The sequence below is a fragment of the Neobacillus sp. NPDC058068 genome, from assembly GCF_042885335.1.
Lineage (GTDB): Bacteria > Bacillota > Bacilli > Bacillales > Cytobacillaceae > Neobacillus.
On the sequence record NZ_JBHVSI010000029.1, the window covers coordinates 37,578 to 56,622 of the forward strand.

General features: G+C 41.9%; 18 protein-coding genes. All 18 read left to right on the plus strand.

What is annotated here, in order from left to right; translation table 11 throughout:
• Positions 1-6 precede the first annotated feature (6 nt).
• The 18 genes from ACFVSW_RS25150 (at position 7) to lysS (ending at position 18,678) form a co-directional block, all read left to right on the plus strand.
• A complete protein-coding gene (locus ACFVSW_RS25150; RefSeq protein WP_387319347.1) occupies positions 7-390 on the plus strand; it encodes an FtsB family cell division protein in 384 nt (127 codons plus the stop codon).
• 95 nt (positions 391-485) lie between these two features.
• Positions 486-917 carry a S1 domain-containing RNA-binding protein gene (locus tag ACFVSW_RS25155; RefSeq protein WP_387319348.1) on the plus strand — a complete coding sequence of 144 codons (432 nt, stop codon included), beginning with the start codon at positions 486-488 and terminating at the stop codon, positions 915-917.
• Positions 918-1,188: 271 nt separating this feature from the next.
• Positions 1,189-3,663: a stage II sporulation protein E gene (gene spoIIE, locus ACFVSW_RS25160; protein ID WP_387319349.1), complete on the plus strand. Its 2,475-nt coding sequence runs from the start codon at positions 1,189-1,191 to the stop codon at positions 3,661-3,663.
• Positions 3,664-3,893: 230 nt separating this feature from the next.
• The gene (locus ACFVSW_RS25165; protein ID WP_024026457.1) at positions 3,894-4,631 is read left to right on the plus strand and encodes a vWA domain-containing protein; all 738 of its coding nucleotides are present in this window, start codon (positions 3,894-3,896) and stop codon (positions 4,629-4,631) included.
• Positions 4,600-5,619, plus strand: a complete 1,020-nt coding sequence (locus tag ACFVSW_RS25170; protein ID WP_387319365.1) for a serine/threonine protein kinase — start codon at positions 4,600-4,602, stop codon at positions 5,617-5,619. The genes ACFVSW_RS25165 and ACFVSW_RS25170 overlap by 32 nt, the downstream gene beginning before the upstream one ends.
• 209 nt (positions 5,620-5,828) lie before the next feature.
• Entirely contained in the window at positions 5,829-7,214 is a 1,386-nt protein-coding gene (gene tilS, locus ACFVSW_RS25175; RefSeq protein ID WP_387319350.1) for a tRNA lysidine(34) synthetase TilS, read from the plus strand.
• A gap of 25 nt (positions 7,215-7,239) precedes the next feature.
• The gene (gene hpt, locus ACFVSW_RS25180; RefSeq protein ID WP_483872663.1) at positions 7,240-7,785 is read left to right on the plus strand and encodes a hypoxanthine phosphoribosyltransferase; all 546 of its coding nucleotides are present in this window, start codon (positions 7,240-7,242) and stop codon (positions 7,783-7,785) included.
• 141 nt (positions 7,786-7,926) lie between these two features.
• Positions 7,927-9,891 carry an ATP-dependent zinc metalloprotease FtsH gene (gene ftsH, locus ACFVSW_RS25185; RefSeq protein WP_387319352.1) on the plus strand — a complete coding sequence of 655 codons (1,965 nt, stop codon included), beginning with the start codon at positions 7,927-7,929 and terminating at the stop codon, positions 9,889-9,891.
• Positions 9,892-10,003: 112 nt separating this feature from the next.
• Positions 10,004-10,771, plus strand: coding sequence for a type III pantothenate kinase (locus ACFVSW_RS25190; protein WP_387319353.1), 768 nt, complete (start codon positions 10,004-10,006; stop codon positions 10,769-10,771).
• A gap of 102 nt (positions 10,772-10,873) precedes the next feature.
• The gene (gene hslO, locus ACFVSW_RS25195) at positions 10,874-11,752 is read left to right on the plus strand and encodes an Hsp33 family molecular chaperone HslO (protein WP_387319354.1); all 879 of its coding nucleotides are present in this window, start codon (positions 10,874-10,876) and stop codon (positions 11,750-11,752) included.
• Between the two features lie 18 nt (positions 11,753-11,770).
• Positions 11,771-12,676 carry a peptidyl-prolyl cis-trans isomerase gene (locus ACFVSW_RS25200; RefSeq protein WP_387319355.1) on the plus strand — a complete coding sequence of 302 codons (906 nt, stop codon included), beginning with the start codon at positions 11,771-11,773 and terminating at the stop codon, positions 12,674-12,676.
• 392 nt (positions 12,677-13,068) lie between these two features.
• Complete coding sequence (gene cysK / locus ACFVSW_RS25205; protein ID WP_387319356.1) at positions 13,069-13,998, plus strand: cysteine synthase A; 930 nt, start codon at positions 13,069-13,071, stop codon at positions 13,996-13,998.
• Between the two features lie 105 nt (positions 13,999-14,103).
• Positions 14,104-14,946, plus strand: a complete 843-nt coding sequence (gene folP, locus ACFVSW_RS25210; RefSeq protein ID WP_387319357.1) for a dihydropteroate synthase — start codon at positions 14,104-14,106, stop codon at positions 14,944-14,946.
• On the plus strand, positions 14,939-15,298 hold the full coding sequence (gene folB / locus ACFVSW_RS25215; RefSeq protein WP_387319358.1) for a dihydroneopterin aldolase: 360 nt from the start codon (positions 14,939-14,941) through the stop codon (positions 15,296-15,298). The genes folP and folB overlap by 8 nt, the downstream gene beginning before the upstream one ends.
• 3 nt (positions 15,299-15,301) lie before the next feature.
• The gene (gene folK / locus ACFVSW_RS25220; RefSeq protein WP_387319359.1) at positions 15,302-15,823 is read left to right on the plus strand and encodes a 2-amino-4-hydroxy-6-hydroxymethyldihydropteridine diphosphokinase; all 522 of its coding nucleotides are present in this window, start codon (positions 15,302-15,304) and stop codon (positions 15,821-15,823) included.
• The gene (locus ACFVSW_RS25225; RefSeq protein ID WP_387319361.1) at positions 15,775-15,981 is read left to right on the plus strand and encodes a helix-turn-helix domain-containing protein; all 207 of its coding nucleotides are present in this window, start codon (positions 15,775-15,777) and stop codon (positions 15,979-15,981) included. Before folK ends, ACFVSW_RS25225 begins: the two co-directional genes overlap by 49 nt.
• 11 nt (positions 15,982-15,992) lie before the next feature.
• Positions 15,993-16,994: a tRNA dihydrouridine synthase DusB gene (dusB, locus tag ACFVSW_RS25230; protein WP_387319362.1), complete on the plus strand. Its 1,002-nt coding sequence runs from the start codon at positions 15,993-15,995 to the stop codon at positions 16,992-16,994.
• 199 nt (positions 16,995-17,193) lie between these two features.
• Positions 17,194-18,678 (plus strand): lysine--tRNA ligase, encoded by a 1,485-nt coding sequence (gene lysS, locus ACFVSW_RS25235; protein ID WP_387319363.1) that lies wholly within the window; start codon positions 17,194-17,196, stop codon positions 18,676-18,678.
• Positions 18,679-19,045 lie beyond the last annotated feature (367 nt).

Consider the following 19,045-nt stretch of genomic DNA (forward strand, 5'->3'; position numbering starts at 1 on the left):
CGGGAAATGGGAGCGGAACGAAAGAGAAATGTGTCAAAGATGCAGACAACCTATGTCGAGCAGCAGGAATATGCAGAAATCGCATCAGCTAGAAAAAGGAAATTGTTACTTAGACGCCTCTCGCTCTTTGTGGTGTTTGCAGGCTTTCTATCGTATCTGATGATTTCCAGTTATCTTTCCCAAACCACTAAACTTGATGCAAAAATCGCTCAAAAGAAACAGTTTAACACCCAGTTGACTAAATTAAAACAGCAGCAGGAAGTCCTCAATGAGGATATCATTAAATTAAATGATGATGAATACATTGCTAAGCTTGCGAGAAAAGAAATTTTTTTCTCTGGGGAAAACGAAATTATCTTTAATATTCCGGAAACAAAGAAGGAAAAATGAACCATTGTGTAGTCATATTGACACTGAATTTTTACTTTTTGTATAATATAGAGTAAGATTGATTTTTTATTATTTTAAGGAGGAACATTCTTTTTATGTCAATTGAAGTAGGCAGCAAGTTACAGGGAAAGGTAACAGGGATTACAAATTTCGGAGCGTTCGTGGAGCTGCCGGAGGGCTCAACAGGACTCGTACACATCAGTGAGGTTGCTGACAACTATGTTAAGGATATTAACGATCACCTTAAGGTTGGCGACCAAGTAGAAGTTAAAGTCATCAATGTTGAGAAGGACGGGAAAATTGGCCTATCCATTAAAAAGGCAAAGGATAGACCCGAAGCACCGCAAAGATCCCACTCACATTCACAACGCCCTCGTCAAGGAAGAGCAAACGATCGCAATAATCCTAGACCAGAAAACTTTGAATCAAAAATGGCCAAATTTTTAAAAGATAGTGAAGATCGTTTATCTTCCTTAAAGCGCAACACAGAGTCTAAGCGTGGAGGAAGAGGAGCTAGACGGGGTTAACTTGCTGCTTAATTGTTGTCGGATAAAGCAGGTTTCACTAAATAACTTATAGTAAGACAGGTCCAAGCGGGCTTGTCTTTTTTGTCGTTTCTGAAAAATTATCTTCGCTCTGTGCACCTAAATCGACATAAATAAAGGTAGTTATGGTTATTTGAATGATTATAGTGAAAAGCGTCGAACGATTATTTTAACTTGTTCACTATTTTGACAAACTTTTAAGCCTATTAATTTTATAATAGTCCACAATGATAAAAGATTAGGGAGTGTGATTATGGAAAAGACAAATGCAAGTTTCATAGAACCGGTTGGGAAAGTTAGCCTGCATTCATCGAAATCGGCTTTGGGGAGTGGACTCGGGAAATTCCATGCGCTGCTCGAGTCCCTATTTATCAAAAAGGGTTATCTTTTGTTATTCGTGGGATTTTTACTGGGACGAGCGTTAATCCTGGCGAAGCTGACCCCGTTCTGCCTTCCTTTCTTTGCCTCTGTTTATTTAATCAGAAGAGAGCGGGCACCGCTGGCACTGATTGGACTAGTTGTCGGAGCGGCAACCTTGTCACTTGCAAATGCCGCCTTTACGTTCACCATCACCATCTGCTTTTTGGTCATTTTCCGGATCAGTCAAAAGTGGCTGACAAATGAAATGAGAGCACTGCCTTTTTTTGTCGGAATTATCCTCGGAATTGGAAAACTGGGTGAAGCGTTTATTTTATCGCAGCAGTTGGTTCTATATGATTTAATGATGGTCGGTGTCCAGGCAAGCCTTGCCTTCATTCTGACACTGATTTTTTTACAAAGTATTCCTTTATTAACCTTGAATAAGCGCAGACAGCTGTTAAAAACAGAAGAAATCGTCTGCCTCATTATTATGCTCGCTTCGATTATGACGGGCACCATTGGCTGGCAAGTGTATGATTTGTCGCTTGAACATATTATGTCGCGCTACTTAGTGCTAGTGTTTTCCTTTATTGCCGGAGCAACAGTCGGCTCCACTGTAGGAGTGGTGACTGGGTTGATTTTCAGCCTTGCAAGCGTGTCAAGCTTCTACCATATGAGTTTACTAGCCTTCTCAGGTGTGCTCGGCGGATTAATGAAGGAAGGGAAAAAAATCGGTGTTTCCATCGGCCTATTTATTGCCACCCTCCTTATCGGAATGTATGGGGAAGGGGGAGGCTCGTTATTGAAAACTGTATTGGAGTCAACAGCTGCTGTTTTCTTATTCCTCTTAACACCACAAGCTCTTACCTCTAGACTAGCAAAGTATATACCTGGTACACCGGAATACACGGCCGAGCAGCAAAAATATATGAGGAAAATGCGCGACGTAACGGCACAGCGGGTTTCGCAATTTTCTGGTGTGTTTCATGCCCTATCAAAAAGCTTTTCCCAAATGGAAGTCATTCAGGATGATACTGAAAGTGACCGCGAAATGGATTACTTTATGAGCAATGTAACGGAAAAAACGTGCCAAACATGCTTTAAGCAGGAACAATGCTGGGCAAAGAATTTTAATACAACCTATGCCTATATGGAGGAAATTATTCACGAAATGGATCAAAATGATGGAGCAGTCTCTACTAAATTATCAAGAGACTGGGAAAAGCTTTGTACACGTTCGAAAAAAGTATATGAAACGATAGGCCAGCAATTAACCTTTTTTCAGGCTAATCAAAAATTAAAGAAACAGGTTCAGGAGAGCCGGAAGCTTGTTGCGGATCAATTATTAGGAGTTTCTGAAGTGATGGATAGCTTTGCAAAGGAAATTCAACGGGAAAGGGAAAATCATCACAAACAGGAGGAGCAAATTATCGAGGCGATGCAAGGGTTTGGGATTCATATTGAACAGGTGGAAATTTATAGTCTGGATCCGGGAAATGTCGATATTGAGATGTCGGTGCCATTCTGTAACGGCCATGGGGAATGTGAGAAATTAATTGCCCCGATGCTGTCAGATATTCTGGAGGAAACAATTGTTGTGAATAAGGAGGAATGTGCAACCTTCCCGAATGGCTTCTGTCACGTCACGTTCAGATCATCGAAAGCGTTTACCGTGGAAACGGGGGCAGCCCATGCGGCCAAAGATGGCGGCTTGGTTTCGGGTGACAGCTATTCAACGATTGAACTGGGTTTGGGCAAGTATGCGATTGCCATTAGTGATGGCATGGGAAACGGCGAAAGAGCCCATTATGAAAGCAATGAAACACTAAAGCTATTACAAAAAATACTCCAGTCAGGGATTGAAGAGAGGACTGCGATTAAATCAATTAATTCTATTCTTTCACTAAGAACAACAGATGAAATCTTTTCAACTTTAGATTTGGCGATGATTGATTTGAAAAATGCCTCGGCAAAATTCCTGAAAATTGGTTCAACACCAAGCTTCATTAAACGGGGTAATAAGATCATTAAAATCCAGGCCAGCAACCTGCCGATCGGAATACTTCAGGAATTTGAAGTCGATGTCGTCAGCGAACAATTAAAAGCCGGTGATCTGTTAGTAATGATGAGTGATGGCGTGTTTGAGGGACCAAACCATGTGGAGAATTATGATTTATGGATGAAGCGGAAATTATTAGAATTAGAAACCGATGACCCGCAGGAAATTGCTGATTTAATTTTAGAAGAAGTCATTCGTTCGAAATCAGATATCATTGATGACGATATGACTGTGACAGTGGCAAAAATAAAACATAATACCCCGAAATGGGCATCGATTCCAGTGCACAAAGTAAAGCGTCATGCTTAACATTTCGACTTTGAGAATTGTCCAGCTCCATCGCCCAGCGGCTAATGGACTTCGCTCTTCTCCCTACGATAAGTCAACATCGGTTCGAAGAGCGCTCACCGTGTTTCCTTTATCTCAGTCGAAGCGCTCCAGCCCATATGCCGCTAAACGGGCGATTCCGCTTTTCTATGTATAAATCACCTTATTCCCGTCGAAAATGGTAGCAATACGTTACGTGGAGGGAGAAGGTTATGTATACAGGGAAAATTCGGCAAATCCTGCTGATTACAGATGGTTGTTCGAATCAAGGAGACGATCCCATTGCCATGGCAGCACTTGCGAAGGAGCAGGGGATTACGGTCAATGTTATTGGTGTCACTGAGAAGGATATTATTGATGAAAAGGGAATGACGGAAATAGAGGGGATTGCCATGTCCGGCGGCGGAGTCAGTCAGATCGTTTATGCTGAAGCACTCTCGCAAACAGTGCAAATGGTCACCCGGAAAGCGATGAACCAAACGATTCAAGGTGTAGTAAACAGTCAATTGCAGCAAATTTTGGGGCGTTCACAATCGATGGAAGACCTGCCGCCGGACAAACGCGGTGAAGTTATGGAGGTTGTCGATGAATTAGGGGAAACTGTCGAATTAGAAGTGTTGATTCTTGTCGATACAAGTGCGAGCATGAAACATAAGCTTCCAACCGTGAAAGAGGCGCTGCTCGACCTCTCACTAAGCTTAAACGCCAGAAGCGGCGAGAACCAATTTTCAGTTTACGTATTTCCCGGGAAAAAGAATGATGTCGAAAAATTGCTGGATTGGACACCGAAGCTACAATCTTTGACAAGTATCTTTTCGCAGCTGTCGACCGGAGGGATTACGCCGACAGGGCCGGCATTACGGACGGCGCTTTCTTCATTCAGCCAAAAAAAATCAATAAGGAGCCTGCTTTCACGTGATGATGAATCATACTTTGAAGAATCAATATAATCTTCGTCCTGGGACCATCATCTCTGGAAAATGGCATGGAAATAACTATACGATTGTAAAAGAACTAGGGTATGGGGCAAACGGGGTGGTGTACCTTGCCAAACACAAAAATACTCAAGTAGCATTGAAAATGAGTGATAATGGGATGTCCATCACCTCAGAGGTAAATGTTCTAAAATCCTTTGCGAAGGTCCAAGGGCCCCAAACCCTTGGACCTTCTTTGCTTGATGTTGATGATTGGCGAACTTTACAGGGGGGTCCAGCTATTTCCTTTTATGTCATGGAATATATTCAGGGTCCTGATCTCCTATCCTTTTTACATCAAAGAGGTAAATCCTGGGCGCTCGTGTTATTTTTGCAACTGCTTAGCGATTTAGAAGTGCTCCATGAAAACGGCTGGGTATTTGGTGATTTAAAGCCGGAGAACTTAATTGTCACAGGACCTCCTCCGAGAATCAGATGTATTGATGTCGGCGGAACAACGATGCAGGGAAGGGCAATTAAGGAATTCACTGAGTTTTATGACCGCGGTTATTGGGGGTTGGGTTCAAGAAAGGCGGAGCCGTCCTATGATTTATTTGCAGCGGCCATGATCATGATAAACTCTGCCTATCCAAATCGCTTTAAGAAGACCTCTGGCGGTATTTCACAATTAAGAGAAGCCATTCGGCAAAAGCCGGAACTGTTGAAATTTGAAAAGGCCCTCGTAAAGGCTCTTCAGGGTCATTATACTAATGCTAAGCAAATGAGAGTGGATTTATTAGATGTAATGGTGGATAAACCCATTTTAGACCCGCCTTCACCGCCAAAAAGAACTGACAGCGGCACCTCAGTAAATAGTCAAAAGAAAGTCCCACAGGCTATTAAGCCTTTGACAAGACAGACGTACCGAAAAAAGAAGAAAAAGAGCGGCTGGACAGAATTTTTCATAATTGCGATGGTTCTAGGCATTTTATATGCCTTGTATACTTTTAATAAATTGCTTTAATTCGTGAAACTAATTGTGAGTTTATCCGTATATAAGAAAAGCGCAAGCGCCCTGGTCAGCGGCGTATGGTCTGGAGCTGGACAAATAATGAAAATATTACTAGTTCATTTATCATGCCAATATTTTGATAGCTAAATGCGGTTAGTGGTAAGCTATTGGTATTCTAAAATTTTTTAGGTAAATACTTATGTTTAAGGAACGTGTAATCTATGTTGGAAACAAAGGTTGAGGTCCTTTTAAAGCACCACTCATTTCAGCTTGATAATAAGAAAATTGTGGTTGGTGTTTCAGGAGGACCGGATTCTTTAGCACTGCTTTACTATCTACAGGGGGAAAAAGTTAAAAGGAATCTTTCCATTATTGCTGCCCATGTCGACCATATGTTTCGTGGTCAGGAGTCTTATGAGGATGCCATGTTTGTCAAAAATATTTGTGAACAGCTTGATATTCCCTTTGAAATGGTGCGGGTCAACGTACCTGAAATATTGGAAACAACCGGGAAAAGTTCGCAAATTGCAGCACGAGAAGTAAGATATCAATTTTATGCGAAAGTAATGGAAAAGTATGACTGCCACTATTTAGCTCTTGGCCATCATGGTGATGATCAAATTGAGACAATTCTCATGAGGTTAACAAGAGGTAGCAGTGGAAAAGCGAGAGCAGGAATCCCATTTTCCCGGCCATTTTATTCAGGTGTTCTTTTCCGCCCATTTTTGAGTTTAACAAAGGATGAGATACAGCAATATTGCCGAAACCACAATCTTAACCCAAGGATGGACCCAAGCAATGAGAAAAGTATTTATAGTAGAAATCGATTTCGCAAACAGGTTCTCCCTTTTTTAAAAAGGGAAAACAGTCGTGTTCACGATCATTTTCAGCGGTTTAGCGAAGAGCTCCAAAGCGATGAGGCCTTCCTCCAGGAGTTAACGGTTGAGCAAATGAATACAGTAGTGACAAAGAGAGAAGAGAGTAAAATAACTCTTGACATTAAAAGATTTCTTGAAGTGCCTTTACCTTTACAAAGGAGAGGGATTCAACTAATATTAAACTATCTTTACAAAGAAAAACCTTCTTCTCTTTCGGCGATACATATCGATCAAGTATTTTTCTTAATTCATCATCGTGAACCTTCAGGTAAACTTGATTTTCCCAATGGCCTAAAAGTTATTCGCTCATATTCGCAGCTGTCTTTCCTTTTTTCTTCCGCTGCGGGGGAAAAATACCTTTTTGAAATCAACGAGCCAGGGATTATTGTCTTGCCAAACGGTGGGAGTATCCGAATCGATTATGTAGACAAGAAAATTCCTGATTCATACCAATACACAGCCTTGTTTAAGGCCTGCAGTATTCAGTGGCCGATTATCATTCGTACAAGAAATAAAGGCGATCGAATGACATTGAAGGGGATGCAAGGGTCGAAAAAGTTAAAGGATATTTTTATTGATCAGAAAGTCCCCGTTCAGGACCGAGATCAATGGCCTATTATTACGGACAAAAAGGATTGCATTCTTTGGCTTCCAGGTTTAAAAAAATCTTCTTTTGAAGGTATTGATACATCAACAAAACAATATATACTACTTACTTATGAAAAGTAACAATCTTCTAGGAGGCACATTTATGATGAAACAGGATATTGAAAAGGTGTTAGTTTCAGAAGAGGAAATTCAAGAGAAGATAAAAGTGTTAGCAGCTGAGTTAACAGAAGAATACAAAGATCGCTTTCCGCTCGCCATTGGCGTTCTAAAAGGCGCAATGCCCTTTATGGCAGATTTATTAAAACGGATGGATTGCTATCTTGAAATGGATTTTATGGATGTTTCCAGCTACGGTACTGGCTTTGTTTCTTCGGGAGAGGTAAAAATCCTCAAGGACTTAGATACATCAGTGGAAGGAAGGGACATATTAATTATCGAGGATATAATTGACAGCGGTCTGACGCTCAGTTATTTAGTCGATTTATTCCGTTACCGGAAGGCAAAATCCATTAAGATTGTTACCTTACTTGATAAGCCGACCGGAAGAAAGAGTGCTATTAAAGCGGATTATGTTGGATTCGTCGTCCCAGATGAGTTTGTTGTCGGTTATGGCTTGGATTATATCGAGAAATACCGAAACCTCCCATATATTGGCGTTTTAAAACCTGAGGTTTATAGCAATAATCAATAAGGAATAGCTAAATGGACTGGTTATCCCTTCGAATTGTCTAAGCAAACGAATGGTGCCAATAATTGAGAGCAATTCCTTGAATTAGTAAGATTTTCTATGATACTATTTATTATAGTTTTTACCCGCGGGAGGAGGTAAGAGATGAATCGGATTTTCCGTAATACCATCTTTTATTTATTAATATTTTTAGTTATTATTGGCGTGGTTAGTTTCTTTAATGGGAGTAATGAGCCAACCGATCACATTTCCTATGACAAGTTCGTTAAGCAATTAGAAAATGGTGAGGTTAAAACATTTTCGATGCAGCCTGAACGAGGAGTGTATGAAGTTCGCGGTGAGCTCAATGCAAAAGACAAGAAATTTATAACCTATATTCCAAACAGCGAGAAAATTCTTGCACGAATTGATGCGGCTGATTCAAAAGTGGAAGTAATGCCAGCAAAGGAAACTAGCGGCTGGGTAACGTTCTTTACATCGATTATCCCATTTGTGATTATCTTTATTTTATTCTTCTTCTTATTAAACCAAGCTCAAGGCGGCGGCAGCCGTGTAATGAATTTTGGTAAATCGAAGGCTAAGCTTTATAACGATGATAAGAAAAAGGTTCGTTTTAGAGATGTTGCCGGTGCGGATGAGGAAAAGGCTGAATTAGTTGAGGTTGTGGAGTTCCTGAAAGATCCACGCAAATTTGCTGAGTTGGGTGCCCGTATTCCAAAGGGAGTTCTCTTAGTAGGACCTCCAGGGACTGGTAAAACATTACTTGCCCGGGCAACAGCAGGTGAAGCTGGTGTTCCTTTCTTCTCAATAAGCGGTTCTGACTTTGTCGAGATGTTTGTTGGGGTCGGTGCTTCGCGTGTTCGTGATCTATTTGAAAATGCAAAGAAAAATGCACCATGTATTATTTTTATTGATGAAATTGATGCTGTCGGACGTCAGCGCGGAGCAGGACTTGGCGGCGGACACGATGAGCGTGAACAAACGTTGAATCAACTTTTAGTTGAAATGGATGGTTTTGGTGCGAATGAGGGAATCATCATCATTGCAGCAACAAACCGTGCGGATATTCTTGACCCTGCATTATTGCGTCCTGGCCGTTTTGACCGTCAAATTACCGTTGACCGTCCTGATGTAATTGGGCGTGAGGCTGTACTAAAAGTCCATGCGCGCAATAAACCGTTAGATGAATCAGTAAACTTGAAAAATATTGCGATGCGTACACCTGGTTTCTCGGGTGCTGACCTAGAGAATTTATTGAATGAGGCCGCACTAGTGGCAGCCCGAAGCAGCAAGAAGAAAATCGATATGGAAGATATCGATGAAGCAACAGACCGCGTCATTGCTGGTCCAGCTAAAAAGAGCCGGGTTATTTCCGAAAAAGAACGGAATATCGTCGCCTTCCACGAGGGTGGTCATACCGTTATCGGATTAGTGCTCGATGAAGCAGATATGGTCCACAAAGTGACGATTGTTCCGCGGGGTCAAGCAGGCGGCTATGCCGTTATGCTTCCTAGAGAAGACCGCTACTTTATGACAAAGCCGGAATTACTTGATAAAATTACCGGATTATTGGGTGGACGTGTCGCAGAAGAAATTGTTTTTGGTGAAGTTAGTACAGGTGCCCACAACGACTTCCAGCGGGCTACAAATATTGCTCGTAAGATGGTGACTGAATATGGGATGAGTGATAAGCTTGGGCCATTACAATTCGGTCAACCACAAGGCGGTCAGGTGTTCTTAGGCCGTGACATTCACAATGAACAAAATTATTCCGATGCGATTGCCTACGAGATTGATCTCGAAATTCAAAGAATTATTAAAGAATGTTATGAAAAGGCAAGAAAGATTCTTACTGAAAATCGTGACAAGCTTGATTTGATTGCTAAGACACTTCTTGAAGTAGAAACTCTTGTTGCCGAACAAATTAAATACTTGGTTGACCACGGTCATATGCCGGATCCTGCTGTTAGCTTAGAATCGGTTAAGATTGGACCAAAAAAGCCAGGGGATATGAAGGTTAACATTAATATTAAAAAGGATGAGGAAGCGAAAGAGAAAGAGGAAAAGTCTTTCCTAGATACCCCTCCTGATGAAATTGATTACAAGTAAATGACGAAAAGAGTGCTTCGAACCGAAGCACTCTTTTTTTCTCATCAAGATACGATTTATGTTATTATGTTTTCAGTGTAGAAAAGAAAAATCGATAAAGTGAGTGATAGCTTTGATTTTCGTATTTGATGTGGGAAATACCAATATTGTCTTAGGTGTTTATCAAGGTGATAAACTTAAATATCATTGGCGGGTTGAAACAAGCCGAAACCGCACAGAAGATGAATTTGGCATGAGCATAAAAGCATTGTTTGACCATTCAGGCTTGTCTTTTTCTGATATTAACGGCATTATTATTTCCTCGGTTGTTCCGCCGATCATGTTTGCGTTAGAAAGAATGTGCCAGAAGTATTTCCATGTTAAGCCGCTCATTGTCGGACCTGGAATAAAAACAGGGCTGAATATTAAATATGAAAATCCAAGAGAAGTCGGAGCAGACCGGATAGTAAACGCTGTTGCGGCTATTCAAGAGTATGGGAGTCCGCTGATTATTGTTGATTTTGGAACAGCAACCACCTATTGTTATGTGAATGAGGAACGGCAATATATGGGCGGTGCGATTGCGCCTGGTGTTGGGATCTCGACAGAAGCGCTATACTCTAAAGCGGCAAAACTGCCGCGAATTGAAATTGCCCGCCCTGAAGGGGTAATCGGGAAAAATACGGTGGCCGCTATGCAGGCAGGGATTGTCTATGGGTATGTGGGACAAGTAGAGGGCATTGTAAGGCGAATGATGGAGCAAAGCGGGAAGAAGCCAACCGTTATTGCAACAGGCGGGCTGGCCCCATTAATTGCCCAGGAATCAACGATTATTGATGTCGTCGATCCATTTTTAACGTTAAAAGGATTACAGCTCATCTATAAACGAAACATGGGATAAGCTAATTAGAAGAGCGAAGTCCGCTAGCCGCTGGGGGCTGTGCTGATCAATTCTAAAAGTCAATATTTTATGTTTTTTAAGCAGTTGGAAAGGGGTTATATTATGAAGGATTATCTAGTGAAAGCATTGGCATATGACGGAAATATTCGCGCTTATGCAGTAAGGACGACAGAAACAGTGCGTGAGGCGCAGCGGCGGCACCAAACATGGAGGACAGCTTCAGCCGCGCTTGGCCGTGCGGTGACCGCAGGGGTAATGATGGGTGCGATGCTTAAGGGTGAGGACAAACTTACAATTAAAATAAACGGCGGCGGACCCATCGGTCAAATTGTTGTCGATAGTAATGCCAAGGGCGAAGTTCGCGGCTATGTGACCAATCCCGAGGTTGATTTTGAATCAAATGAGCATGGCAAGCTTGATGTCCGCCGCGCGGTCGGCACCGATGGTTTGCTATCAGTCGTCAAGGATGTAGGCCTTCGTAACTTCTTCTCCGGCCAAGTTCCACTTGTTTCAGGAGAATTAGGAGAGGATTTTACCTATTATTTTGCGACATCGGAACAGGTGCCTTCATCGGTTGGTGTCGGCGTTTTGGTTAATCCTGACGATACAATTTTGGCCGCAGGCGGGTTTATTTTTCAATTAATGCCTGGCACTGAAGAGCCTGTTATTGCCAAAATGGAGGAACGATTAAAAACGATTGCCCCCATCTCCACATTAATTGAACAAGGCTTAACACCTGAGGAAATCTTAGAAGAGCTTTTCGGGAAAGAACATGTAAAGGTATTAGAAACAATGCCGGTCGGCTTCGAGTGTAACTGCTCTAAAGAGCGTTTTGCTAATGCTATTGTTGGCCTTGGGGCTGCGGAAATAAATGCGATGATTGAAGAAGATGGACAGGCGGAAGCCCATTGCCACTTCTGTAATGAAAAATATCATTTTTCGAAGGAAGAATTAGAAGCGCTGAAAAAGGATGCCAAGTAATCCTTTTGATGAGGGGTGATGAGGTTGGGGAGAAAGCAGCTTTGGATGGTTATTGCTGCTCTTATCATGGTTAATTGCCTGACTGTCGCTTTTTTTCTTTCAAAGGCGAGTGAGACAAGCGGAACCATGAGCAATGAAGAGGCAGTGGCAACGGTGGGCAAAGAGGCGATTTCAAGACAGGATTGGCTGAATGAGTTAGAATCCCGATACGGAAAAGACGTTTTAAAAGAAATGATTGATCAAATGGTCGTAGAGGAAATAGCAGCAAAATACCATATAAAAGTATCTGACCAAGAGGTTGAACGCGAATTTAGAATGCTTCAAGCCACCGCTAATTCTTTTAGTCAAAAGAACCATAAGAACGAGAAACAGTGGAAGGAACAAATCCGGCAGAGCCTTCTATTAGAAGAGATTTTGACAAGAGATGTAGTGGTATCGAATAAAGAGTTGAAAAGCTATTATGATAAAAATAAAACGCTTTTCGATGTACCGGCCGCATACCATCTATCCCATATCATTGTGAAAACCAAGGGAGAGGCAGAAAAGGCTTCAAAGGAGTTAGCGAATGGTTCAAGTTTTGCTGCATTAGCAATGGAACGTTCTATCGAAGAGTTTTCAGCTAATGAAGGCGGCGATATTGGTTATATTAGTGAAGAGGATGAGCGTTACCCAGAGCAGTATATCGAAACCGCAAAAAAACTAAAGACTGGAGCATACAGTAAGCCCTTCAAGGTGGAACAAGGATATGCCTTACTGAAGCTTGAAGCGAAAATAAGCGGGAAAAAATATAGTTACGATGATGTAAAAGAGCAAATTCGCCGGCAAATTGCCCTTGAGCAAATCAAAACACCCGTCTCAGCCTCAACTTTTTGGGATGACGCAAAAGTGGACTGGTTTTACGGCAGTAATAAAAAGGCAAATTAAAAGCACAGGGAATCTCCTGTGTTTTTTCTTATTGACTAGGAAATTATAGATTTATTTAGGTGTGGATAACTTTGACCTAGTTTTTTGAATCCAGCTCCAGCGCCCTAGCGGCTAATGTCCTTCGCTCTCCGCCCTACGATAAGTCAAGCACGAATGCGCCTCCGGCTCTTCGTGTTTCCTTTATCTCAGTTGGAGCGCTCCAGGCCATACGCCGCTGACCAGGGCGCTTGCGCTTTTTGTTCTTGACCAGCTTGAGCCCCTGAGCAAGGTGCTTCCGCTTTTGTTTCCAATAATATCACAAAATTACGAAACAAAATGATTGACAAAACAAGTATAAAACTGGTAAATTCAAGATAAATCCAACCAAATTACTCGGAATAGGGGTGCTCGTAATGGTTCGTGTTGCAAATTCAGTGGCTGAATTAGTCGGCCAGACTCCAATTGTTAAGCTAAATAGATTGACAGATGAAAACAGTGCAGAGGTTTATTTAAAGCTTGAATATTTTAACCCGGGGAGCAGTGTCAAGGATCGGATTGCCTTAGCGATGATTGAGGCTGCTGAGGAACAGGGATTAATTAAGCCTGGTGTTGATACCATTATTGAACCAACAAGCGGAAATACAGGCATCGGCCTGGCAATGATTGCAGCCGCAAAGGGGTATAAGGCCGTGTTTGTTATGCCAGAGACCATGAGTTTAGAGAGACGAAACCTGCTTCGCGCTTACGGGGCTGAGCTAGTATTAACACCTGGACCAGAGGGAATGAAAGGTGCTATTGCTAAAGCAGAAGAGCTAGTAAAGGAAAACGGCTATTTCCTGCCACAGCAATTTAAGAACCAAGCCAATCCTGAAGTTCATCGCCGAACGACAGGAAAAGAAATTGTGGAACAAATGGATCAGCTAGATGCATTTGTATCAGGAATTGGAACAGGCGGAACAATTTCAGGGGCCGGCAGTGTGCTCCGTGAAACATTCCCGGATGTTAAAATTTATGCAGTCGAGCCAACGGACTCAGCGGTGCTTTCCGGCGGAAAACCAGGCCCGCATAAGCTCCAAGGTCTTGGTGCAGGATTTATCCCTGACACATTAAATACAAATATCTATGATGAAATTATCAAGGTGGGAACAGAAGAAGCCTTCGAAGCCTCCCGCCGTGCCGCAAGAGAAGAAGGAATTCTTGGTGGAATCTCTTCAGGTGCAGCAATCTATGCAGCTTTAAAAGTTGCAAAGGAATTAGGAAAAGGCAAAAAAGTGCTTGCGGTTATTCCTGATAACGGAGAACGCTATTTAAGCACACCGCTTTATCAGTATGATGTGGAATAGAAACAATTGGGGGCGTTGGCGATGGCCAACGTCTCTATTTTTTTGTAAATTTATGAACGCTTCATGTATGATAAATGAGTGAAAACAAGCGAAGGGGGAATCGGAATGAAATCAGCTCAAGAACAAATTCAGTGTGGCCCATATACTTTGGACTTTACGAAGAAAACAAATGTGATGGGTATTTTAAATGCAACGCCAGATTCCTTTTCGGATGGCGGCGAATACAATCAAATCGAAACTGCAGTAAAGCGGGCAAAAGAGATGGCAGCGAACGGAGCGGACATCATTGATATCGGCGGTGAATCCACACGTCCCGGCTTTGCTGCTGTTTCTTTAGAAGAAGAGCTCGAACGTGTCATTCCAATCATCAAGGCTATTTCCCGCCATGTTCAAATCCCAATATCGATTGATACATATAAAGCAGAAGTAGCGAAGCAAGCGATTGAGGCAGGCGCCCATATCATTAATGATATTTGGGGAGCGAAAGCGGATGAAAAGATGGGAAGCGTTGCCGCCGAGTACAATGTCCCAATCATCCTGATGCATAACCGTCATAATCGAAACTATCGTGTATTCGTAAGAGATGTCATCAATGACCTATATGAAAGCATCGCCATTGTTAAAAATGCTGGAGTCATCGATAATAATATTATCCTCGATCCCGGTATCGGATTTGCCAAGGACTATCAAGAGAACCTGCTCATGATGCAAAACTTAGATAAACTAGTAATGCTCGGGTATCCTGTCCTGTTAGGTACATCACGTAAATCCATGGTTGGCCAAGCATTAAACCTTCCTGTTGAAGAAAGGATGGAAGGAACAGGTGCAACCGTTTGTTATGGGATTCAAAAGGGCTGTCAGATCATCCGCATTCATGATGTCAAGGAAATGAGCAGAATGGCAAAAATGATGGATGCTATGATGGGGAAGGGTGAAATCATTGGATAAAATATACGTAAATGGGATGGAGTTTTACGGCTACCATGGTGTGTTTCCGGAAGAAACTCGACTAGGTCAAAGATTTGCTGTCGACTTAGCTGTTTCCGTGGATTTGAAAAAGGCTGGGGATACCGATGAACTAGAACACTCTGTCAATTATGGCGAGCTGTATGAAGTATGCAAAGAAGTTGTCGAAGGAAAGCCATATAAGCTTGTTGAAGCTGTGGCGGAAAGAATTGCTGGAAATGTCCTGACGGGATTCCCGCTCGTATCTGAGGTCACGGTAAAAGTCATCAAACCAGACCCGCCGATACCCGGCCATTACAAATCCGTTGCTGTAGAAATTACAAGGAGAAGATAAAAAGTGGAAAACACAGCATTTATTGCCCTTGGCTCGAACGTAGGAAACCGTTATGATAATATAACTAGAGCAATCAAACTTTTAACTAGTGATTCGGAAACTCAATTAGTAACTTTCTCCTCAATTTATGAAACCGATCCGGTCGGCTATGAAGATCAGGATTTATTTTTAAATATGGTAATTGAGGTTATTACTGATTTGGATGCTCATGAGTTATTAGCTAAATGTTTAAAAATAGAATCGAATCTTGGGAGAAAGAGGGAAATAAAATGGGGTCCGCGGACAGTTGACCTTGACATTCTGACTTTTAACCAAGAAAATATTGAAACAGAGAAGCTTATTGTTCCACATCCGAGGATGTTAGAGCGGGCATTTGTGCTTGTGCCGCTTTTAGAATTGAAGCCGAATCTTTCGTGGATGGAAAAGCCTCTTGATGCAGTTCTGTCTGAATTACCTGATAAAGAAGGAGTCCGAATATGGAAGCAGAAAAGTGGGGAAGACGTATTCGAGCCTATCGGAAGCTGAAAGGTTACACACAGGAGAGCTTTTCGAAGGAACTAGGTGTATCGGTATCGATTTTAGGAGAGATTGAAAGAGGAAATCGCCTGCCTGCAGGTGACTTACTACAAAGAATAGCTCATTCCTTAAAAATAACTATAGATGATTTAACACCGAAAGAATAAGAGGTGGATTTTTGTTAAAAATTGGCGATATTGAAATGAAAAACCCTGTTGTCTTGGCACCAATGGCTGGTGTCTGTAACTCGGCATTCCGTTTAACGGTTAAAGAGTTCGGTGCCGGTTTAGTTTGTGCGGAAATGATCAGTGATAAAGGGATTGTTTTGAAAAATAAAAAAACGATGAATATGCTTTATATTGATGAACGTGAAAAACCATTGAGCCTGCAAATCTTTGGCGGGGAAAAGGAAACGCTTGTAGAAGCAGCTAAATTTGTTGACCAAAATACGAATGCTGATATTATCGATATCAATATGGGCTGTCCGGTTCCAAAAATCACCAAATGTGATGCAGGAGCAAAATGGCTTCTTGATCCCAATAAAATCTACGAAATGGTGTCGGCGGTTGTGGCGGAGGTTGAAAAGCCTGTAACCGTAAAAATGCGGATGGGCTGGGATGAAGAGCATATCTTTGCCGTCAAAAATGCCCAAGCTGTTGAGCGTGCAGGAGGAAAGGCAGTTGCCCTTCACGGCCGTACCCGTGTGCAAATGTATGAAGGAACAGCAAATTGGGACATTATCCGTGAAGTGAAACAGTCTGTTACCATTCCGGTCATCGGAAATGGAGATGTTCAAACACCGCAGGATGCTAAAAGAATGCTCGATGAAACCGGCGTTGACGGGGTCATGATCGGCAGAGCGGCATTAGGTGACCCATGGATGATTTACCGTACCGTTCAGTATCTTGAAACAGGTAAATTAATGGCGCCTCCATCTGTTCGTGAAAAAATCGATGTCTGTATCCTTCATTTGGATCGGTTGATTGCCCTGAAAAATGAACATATAGCAGTTCGGGAAATGCGTAAACATGCCGCCTGGTATTTAAAAGGGGTCCGCGGTAATGCGAGCGTGCGTAATGCCATCAATGAGTGTGATACGCGTGACCATTTAGTTACCATACTAAATGATTTAGTCATCGAGGTGGAAGAAAAAGAGCAATGCCAGGCAATTGTTGGCTAAATTTGACTTGCTTTAGGCTGATGTTCTATCCTATCTATGATTACTGATGGAAGCTGCCAGTGGGATAACTGGCAGTTTTTATTCTATATAAAATTTTTTTGGTGTCTGAAATCTTAAGATTGTGTAAAATAATAGAGTATGCAAAAAAAGTGATTATGCGCGTGTTTACATAATTAAGAAATTAATGGAGTTGATAGTGTTGAGTCAGGAAGAATTAAACGATCAATTAATGGTCAGACGTGAAAAAATGAATTCGATGCGTGAAAATGGTTTAGATCCATTTGGTAAGCGATTTGACCGTTCCCACTACAGTGCTGAATTGGTTGAACAATATGGAGATTTGGAAAAAGAAGAGCTTGATGGGAAAAACGTGACGGTTAGCATTGCTGGCCGCATCATGACAAAGCGCGGAAAAGGGAAAGCTGGCTTTGCCCACATTCAGGATTTAAAGGGGCAAATTCAGATCTACGTTAGGCAAGATGCTGTAGGAGAAGAACAATATCAAATTTTCAATTCCGCTGACCTAGGAGACATCATTGGGGTAACTGGTACTGTATTTAAAACCAAAATGGGTGAACTTTCGATAAAAGTTAGTGACTTTACCTTCTTATCTAAAGCACTGCGTCCATTACCGGATAAATTCCATGGACTTAAAGATGTTGAGCAGCGGTACCGCCAACGTTATTTAGATTTAATTATGAGCCAAGAAAGTAAACAGACCTTTATTTCCCGGAGCCGGATCATTCAATCAATGCGCCGCTATCTGGATAACCAAGGTTATTTAGAAGTAGAAACCCCAATGATGCATGCGATTGCTGGCGGTGCATCTGCACGCCCGTTCATTACGCACCATAATGCTCTTGATATGGAATTATATATGCGGATCGCCATTGAACTTCATTTGAAGCGTTTAATCGTCGGCGGTCTCGAAAAAGTTTATGAAATCGGCCGTGTATTTAGAAATGAGGGCGTATCGACCCGTCACAACCCTGAGTTTACCATGATTGAACTTTATGAAGCCTATGCGGACTATCGTGACATCATGAGCCTTACGGAAAACTTAATTGCCCATATTGCTCAAGAAGTAGTCGGAACAACCACAATCCAATATGGTGATTATGAAGTAGATTTAAAACCAGAGTGGAAAAGACTTCACATGGTCGACGCTATTAAAGAATTTACCGGTGCAGATTTCTGGAAGGAAATGAGCGTTGAAGAAGCGCGCGAACTTGCCAAAGAACATGGAGTGGAAATTAACGATAACATGTTATATGGTCATATCGTTAATGAATTCTTCGAGCAGAGGGTAGAGGAAAAGCTAATTCAGCCAACCTTTATTTTTGGACATCCAGTAGAGATTTCACCGTTAGCGAAGAAAAATGATGAAGACCCGCGTTTCACCGACCGTTTTGAATTGTTTATCGTAGCCCGTGAGCATGCAAATGCCTTTACCGAGCTTAATGACCCAATTGACCAAAGAGAACGGTTTGAAGCGCAGTTAATGGAACGTGAACAAGGTAATGATGAGGCCCACTTGATGGATGAAGACTTTGTTGAGGCGTTGGAATATGGTATGCCGCCAACAGGAGGCTTAGGAATTGGAATCGATCGCTTAGTTATGCTATTAACTAATTCCCCGTCTATTCGTGATGTCCTGTTATTCCCGTTAATGCGCCATCGTTAAGGATGGTAAAGTGCCGGCTGTGCCGGCACTTTTTCTTAATAATTTTTTATTAAAAAAAACGTAAAAAAAGTATTGCGTTGATCTAATAATGGTGGTATATTAATATCTGTTGCTGCGAGACAGTAACACAAACGAAAAAAAGAAATAAAAAAGTTGTTGACTTTCGGTTGATAACTTGGTAAGATTATAAAGTCGCTTTTGAGTGACAAACAACTTGTTCTTTGAAAACTAAACAAACAAAAACGTCAACAAACAATATTTTTTAGTTTCTATTATGAAACTAAGCCAACGTAACAAATGAGCTAATCAACTTTCTTGGAGAGTTTGATCCTGGCTCAGGACGAACGCTGGCGGCGTGCCTAATACA

What these genes read in the sequence shown, in the direction of transcription:
- ACFVSW_RS25150 (WP_387319347.1), top strand. Translation starts at nt 7, where the DNA reads ATGGGAGCGGAACGAAAGAGAAATGTGTCAAAGATGCAGACAACCTAT.
- ACFVSW_RS25155 (WP_387319348.1), top strand. Translation starts at nt 486, where the DNA reads ATGTCAATTGAAGTAGGCAGCAAGTTACAGGGAAAGGTAACAGGGATT.
- spoIIE (WP_387319349.1), top strand. Translation starts at nt 1,189, where the DNA reads ATGGAAAAGACAAATGCAAGTTTCATAGAACCGGTTGGGAAAGTTAGC.
- ACFVSW_RS25165 (WP_024026457.1), top strand. Translation starts at nt 3,894, where the DNA reads ATGTATACAGGGAAAATTCGGCAAATCCTGCTGATTACAGATGGTTGT.
- ACFVSW_RS25170 (WP_387319365.1), top strand. Translation starts at nt 4,600, where the DNA reads ATGATGAATCATACTTTGAAGAATCAATATAATCTTCGTCCTGGGACC.
- tilS (WP_387319350.1), top strand. Translation starts at nt 5,829, where the DNA reads ATGTTGGAAACAAAGGTTGAGGTCCTTTTAAAGCACCACTCATTTCAG.
- hpt (WP_483872663.1), top strand. Translation starts at nt 7,240, where the DNA reads ATGAAACAGGATATTGAAAAGGTGTTAGTTTCAGAAGAGGAAATTCAA.
- ftsH (WP_387319352.1), top strand. Translation starts at nt 7,927, where the DNA reads ATGAATCGGATTTTCCGTAATACCATCTTTTATTTATTAATATTTTTA.
- hslO (WP_387319354.1), top strand. Translation starts at nt 10,874, where the DNA reads ATGAAGGATTATCTAGTGAAAGCATTGGCATATGACGGAAATATTCGC.
- ACFVSW_RS25200 (WP_387319355.1), top strand. Translation starts at nt 11,771, where the DNA reads ATGAGGTTGGGGAGAAAGCAGCTTTGGATGGTTATTGCTGCTCTTATC.
- cysK (WP_387319356.1), top strand. Translation starts at nt 13,069, where the DNA reads ATGGTTCGTGTTGCAAATTCAGTGGCTGAATTAGTCGGCCAGACTCCA.
- folP (WP_387319357.1), top strand. Translation starts at nt 14,104, where the DNA reads ATGAAATCAGCTCAAGAACAAATTCAGTGTGGCCCATATACTTTGGAC.
- ACFVSW_RS25225 (WP_387319361.1), top strand. Translation starts at nt 15,775, where the DNA reads ATGGAAGCAGAAAAGTGGGGAAGACGTATTCGAGCCTATCGGAAGCTG.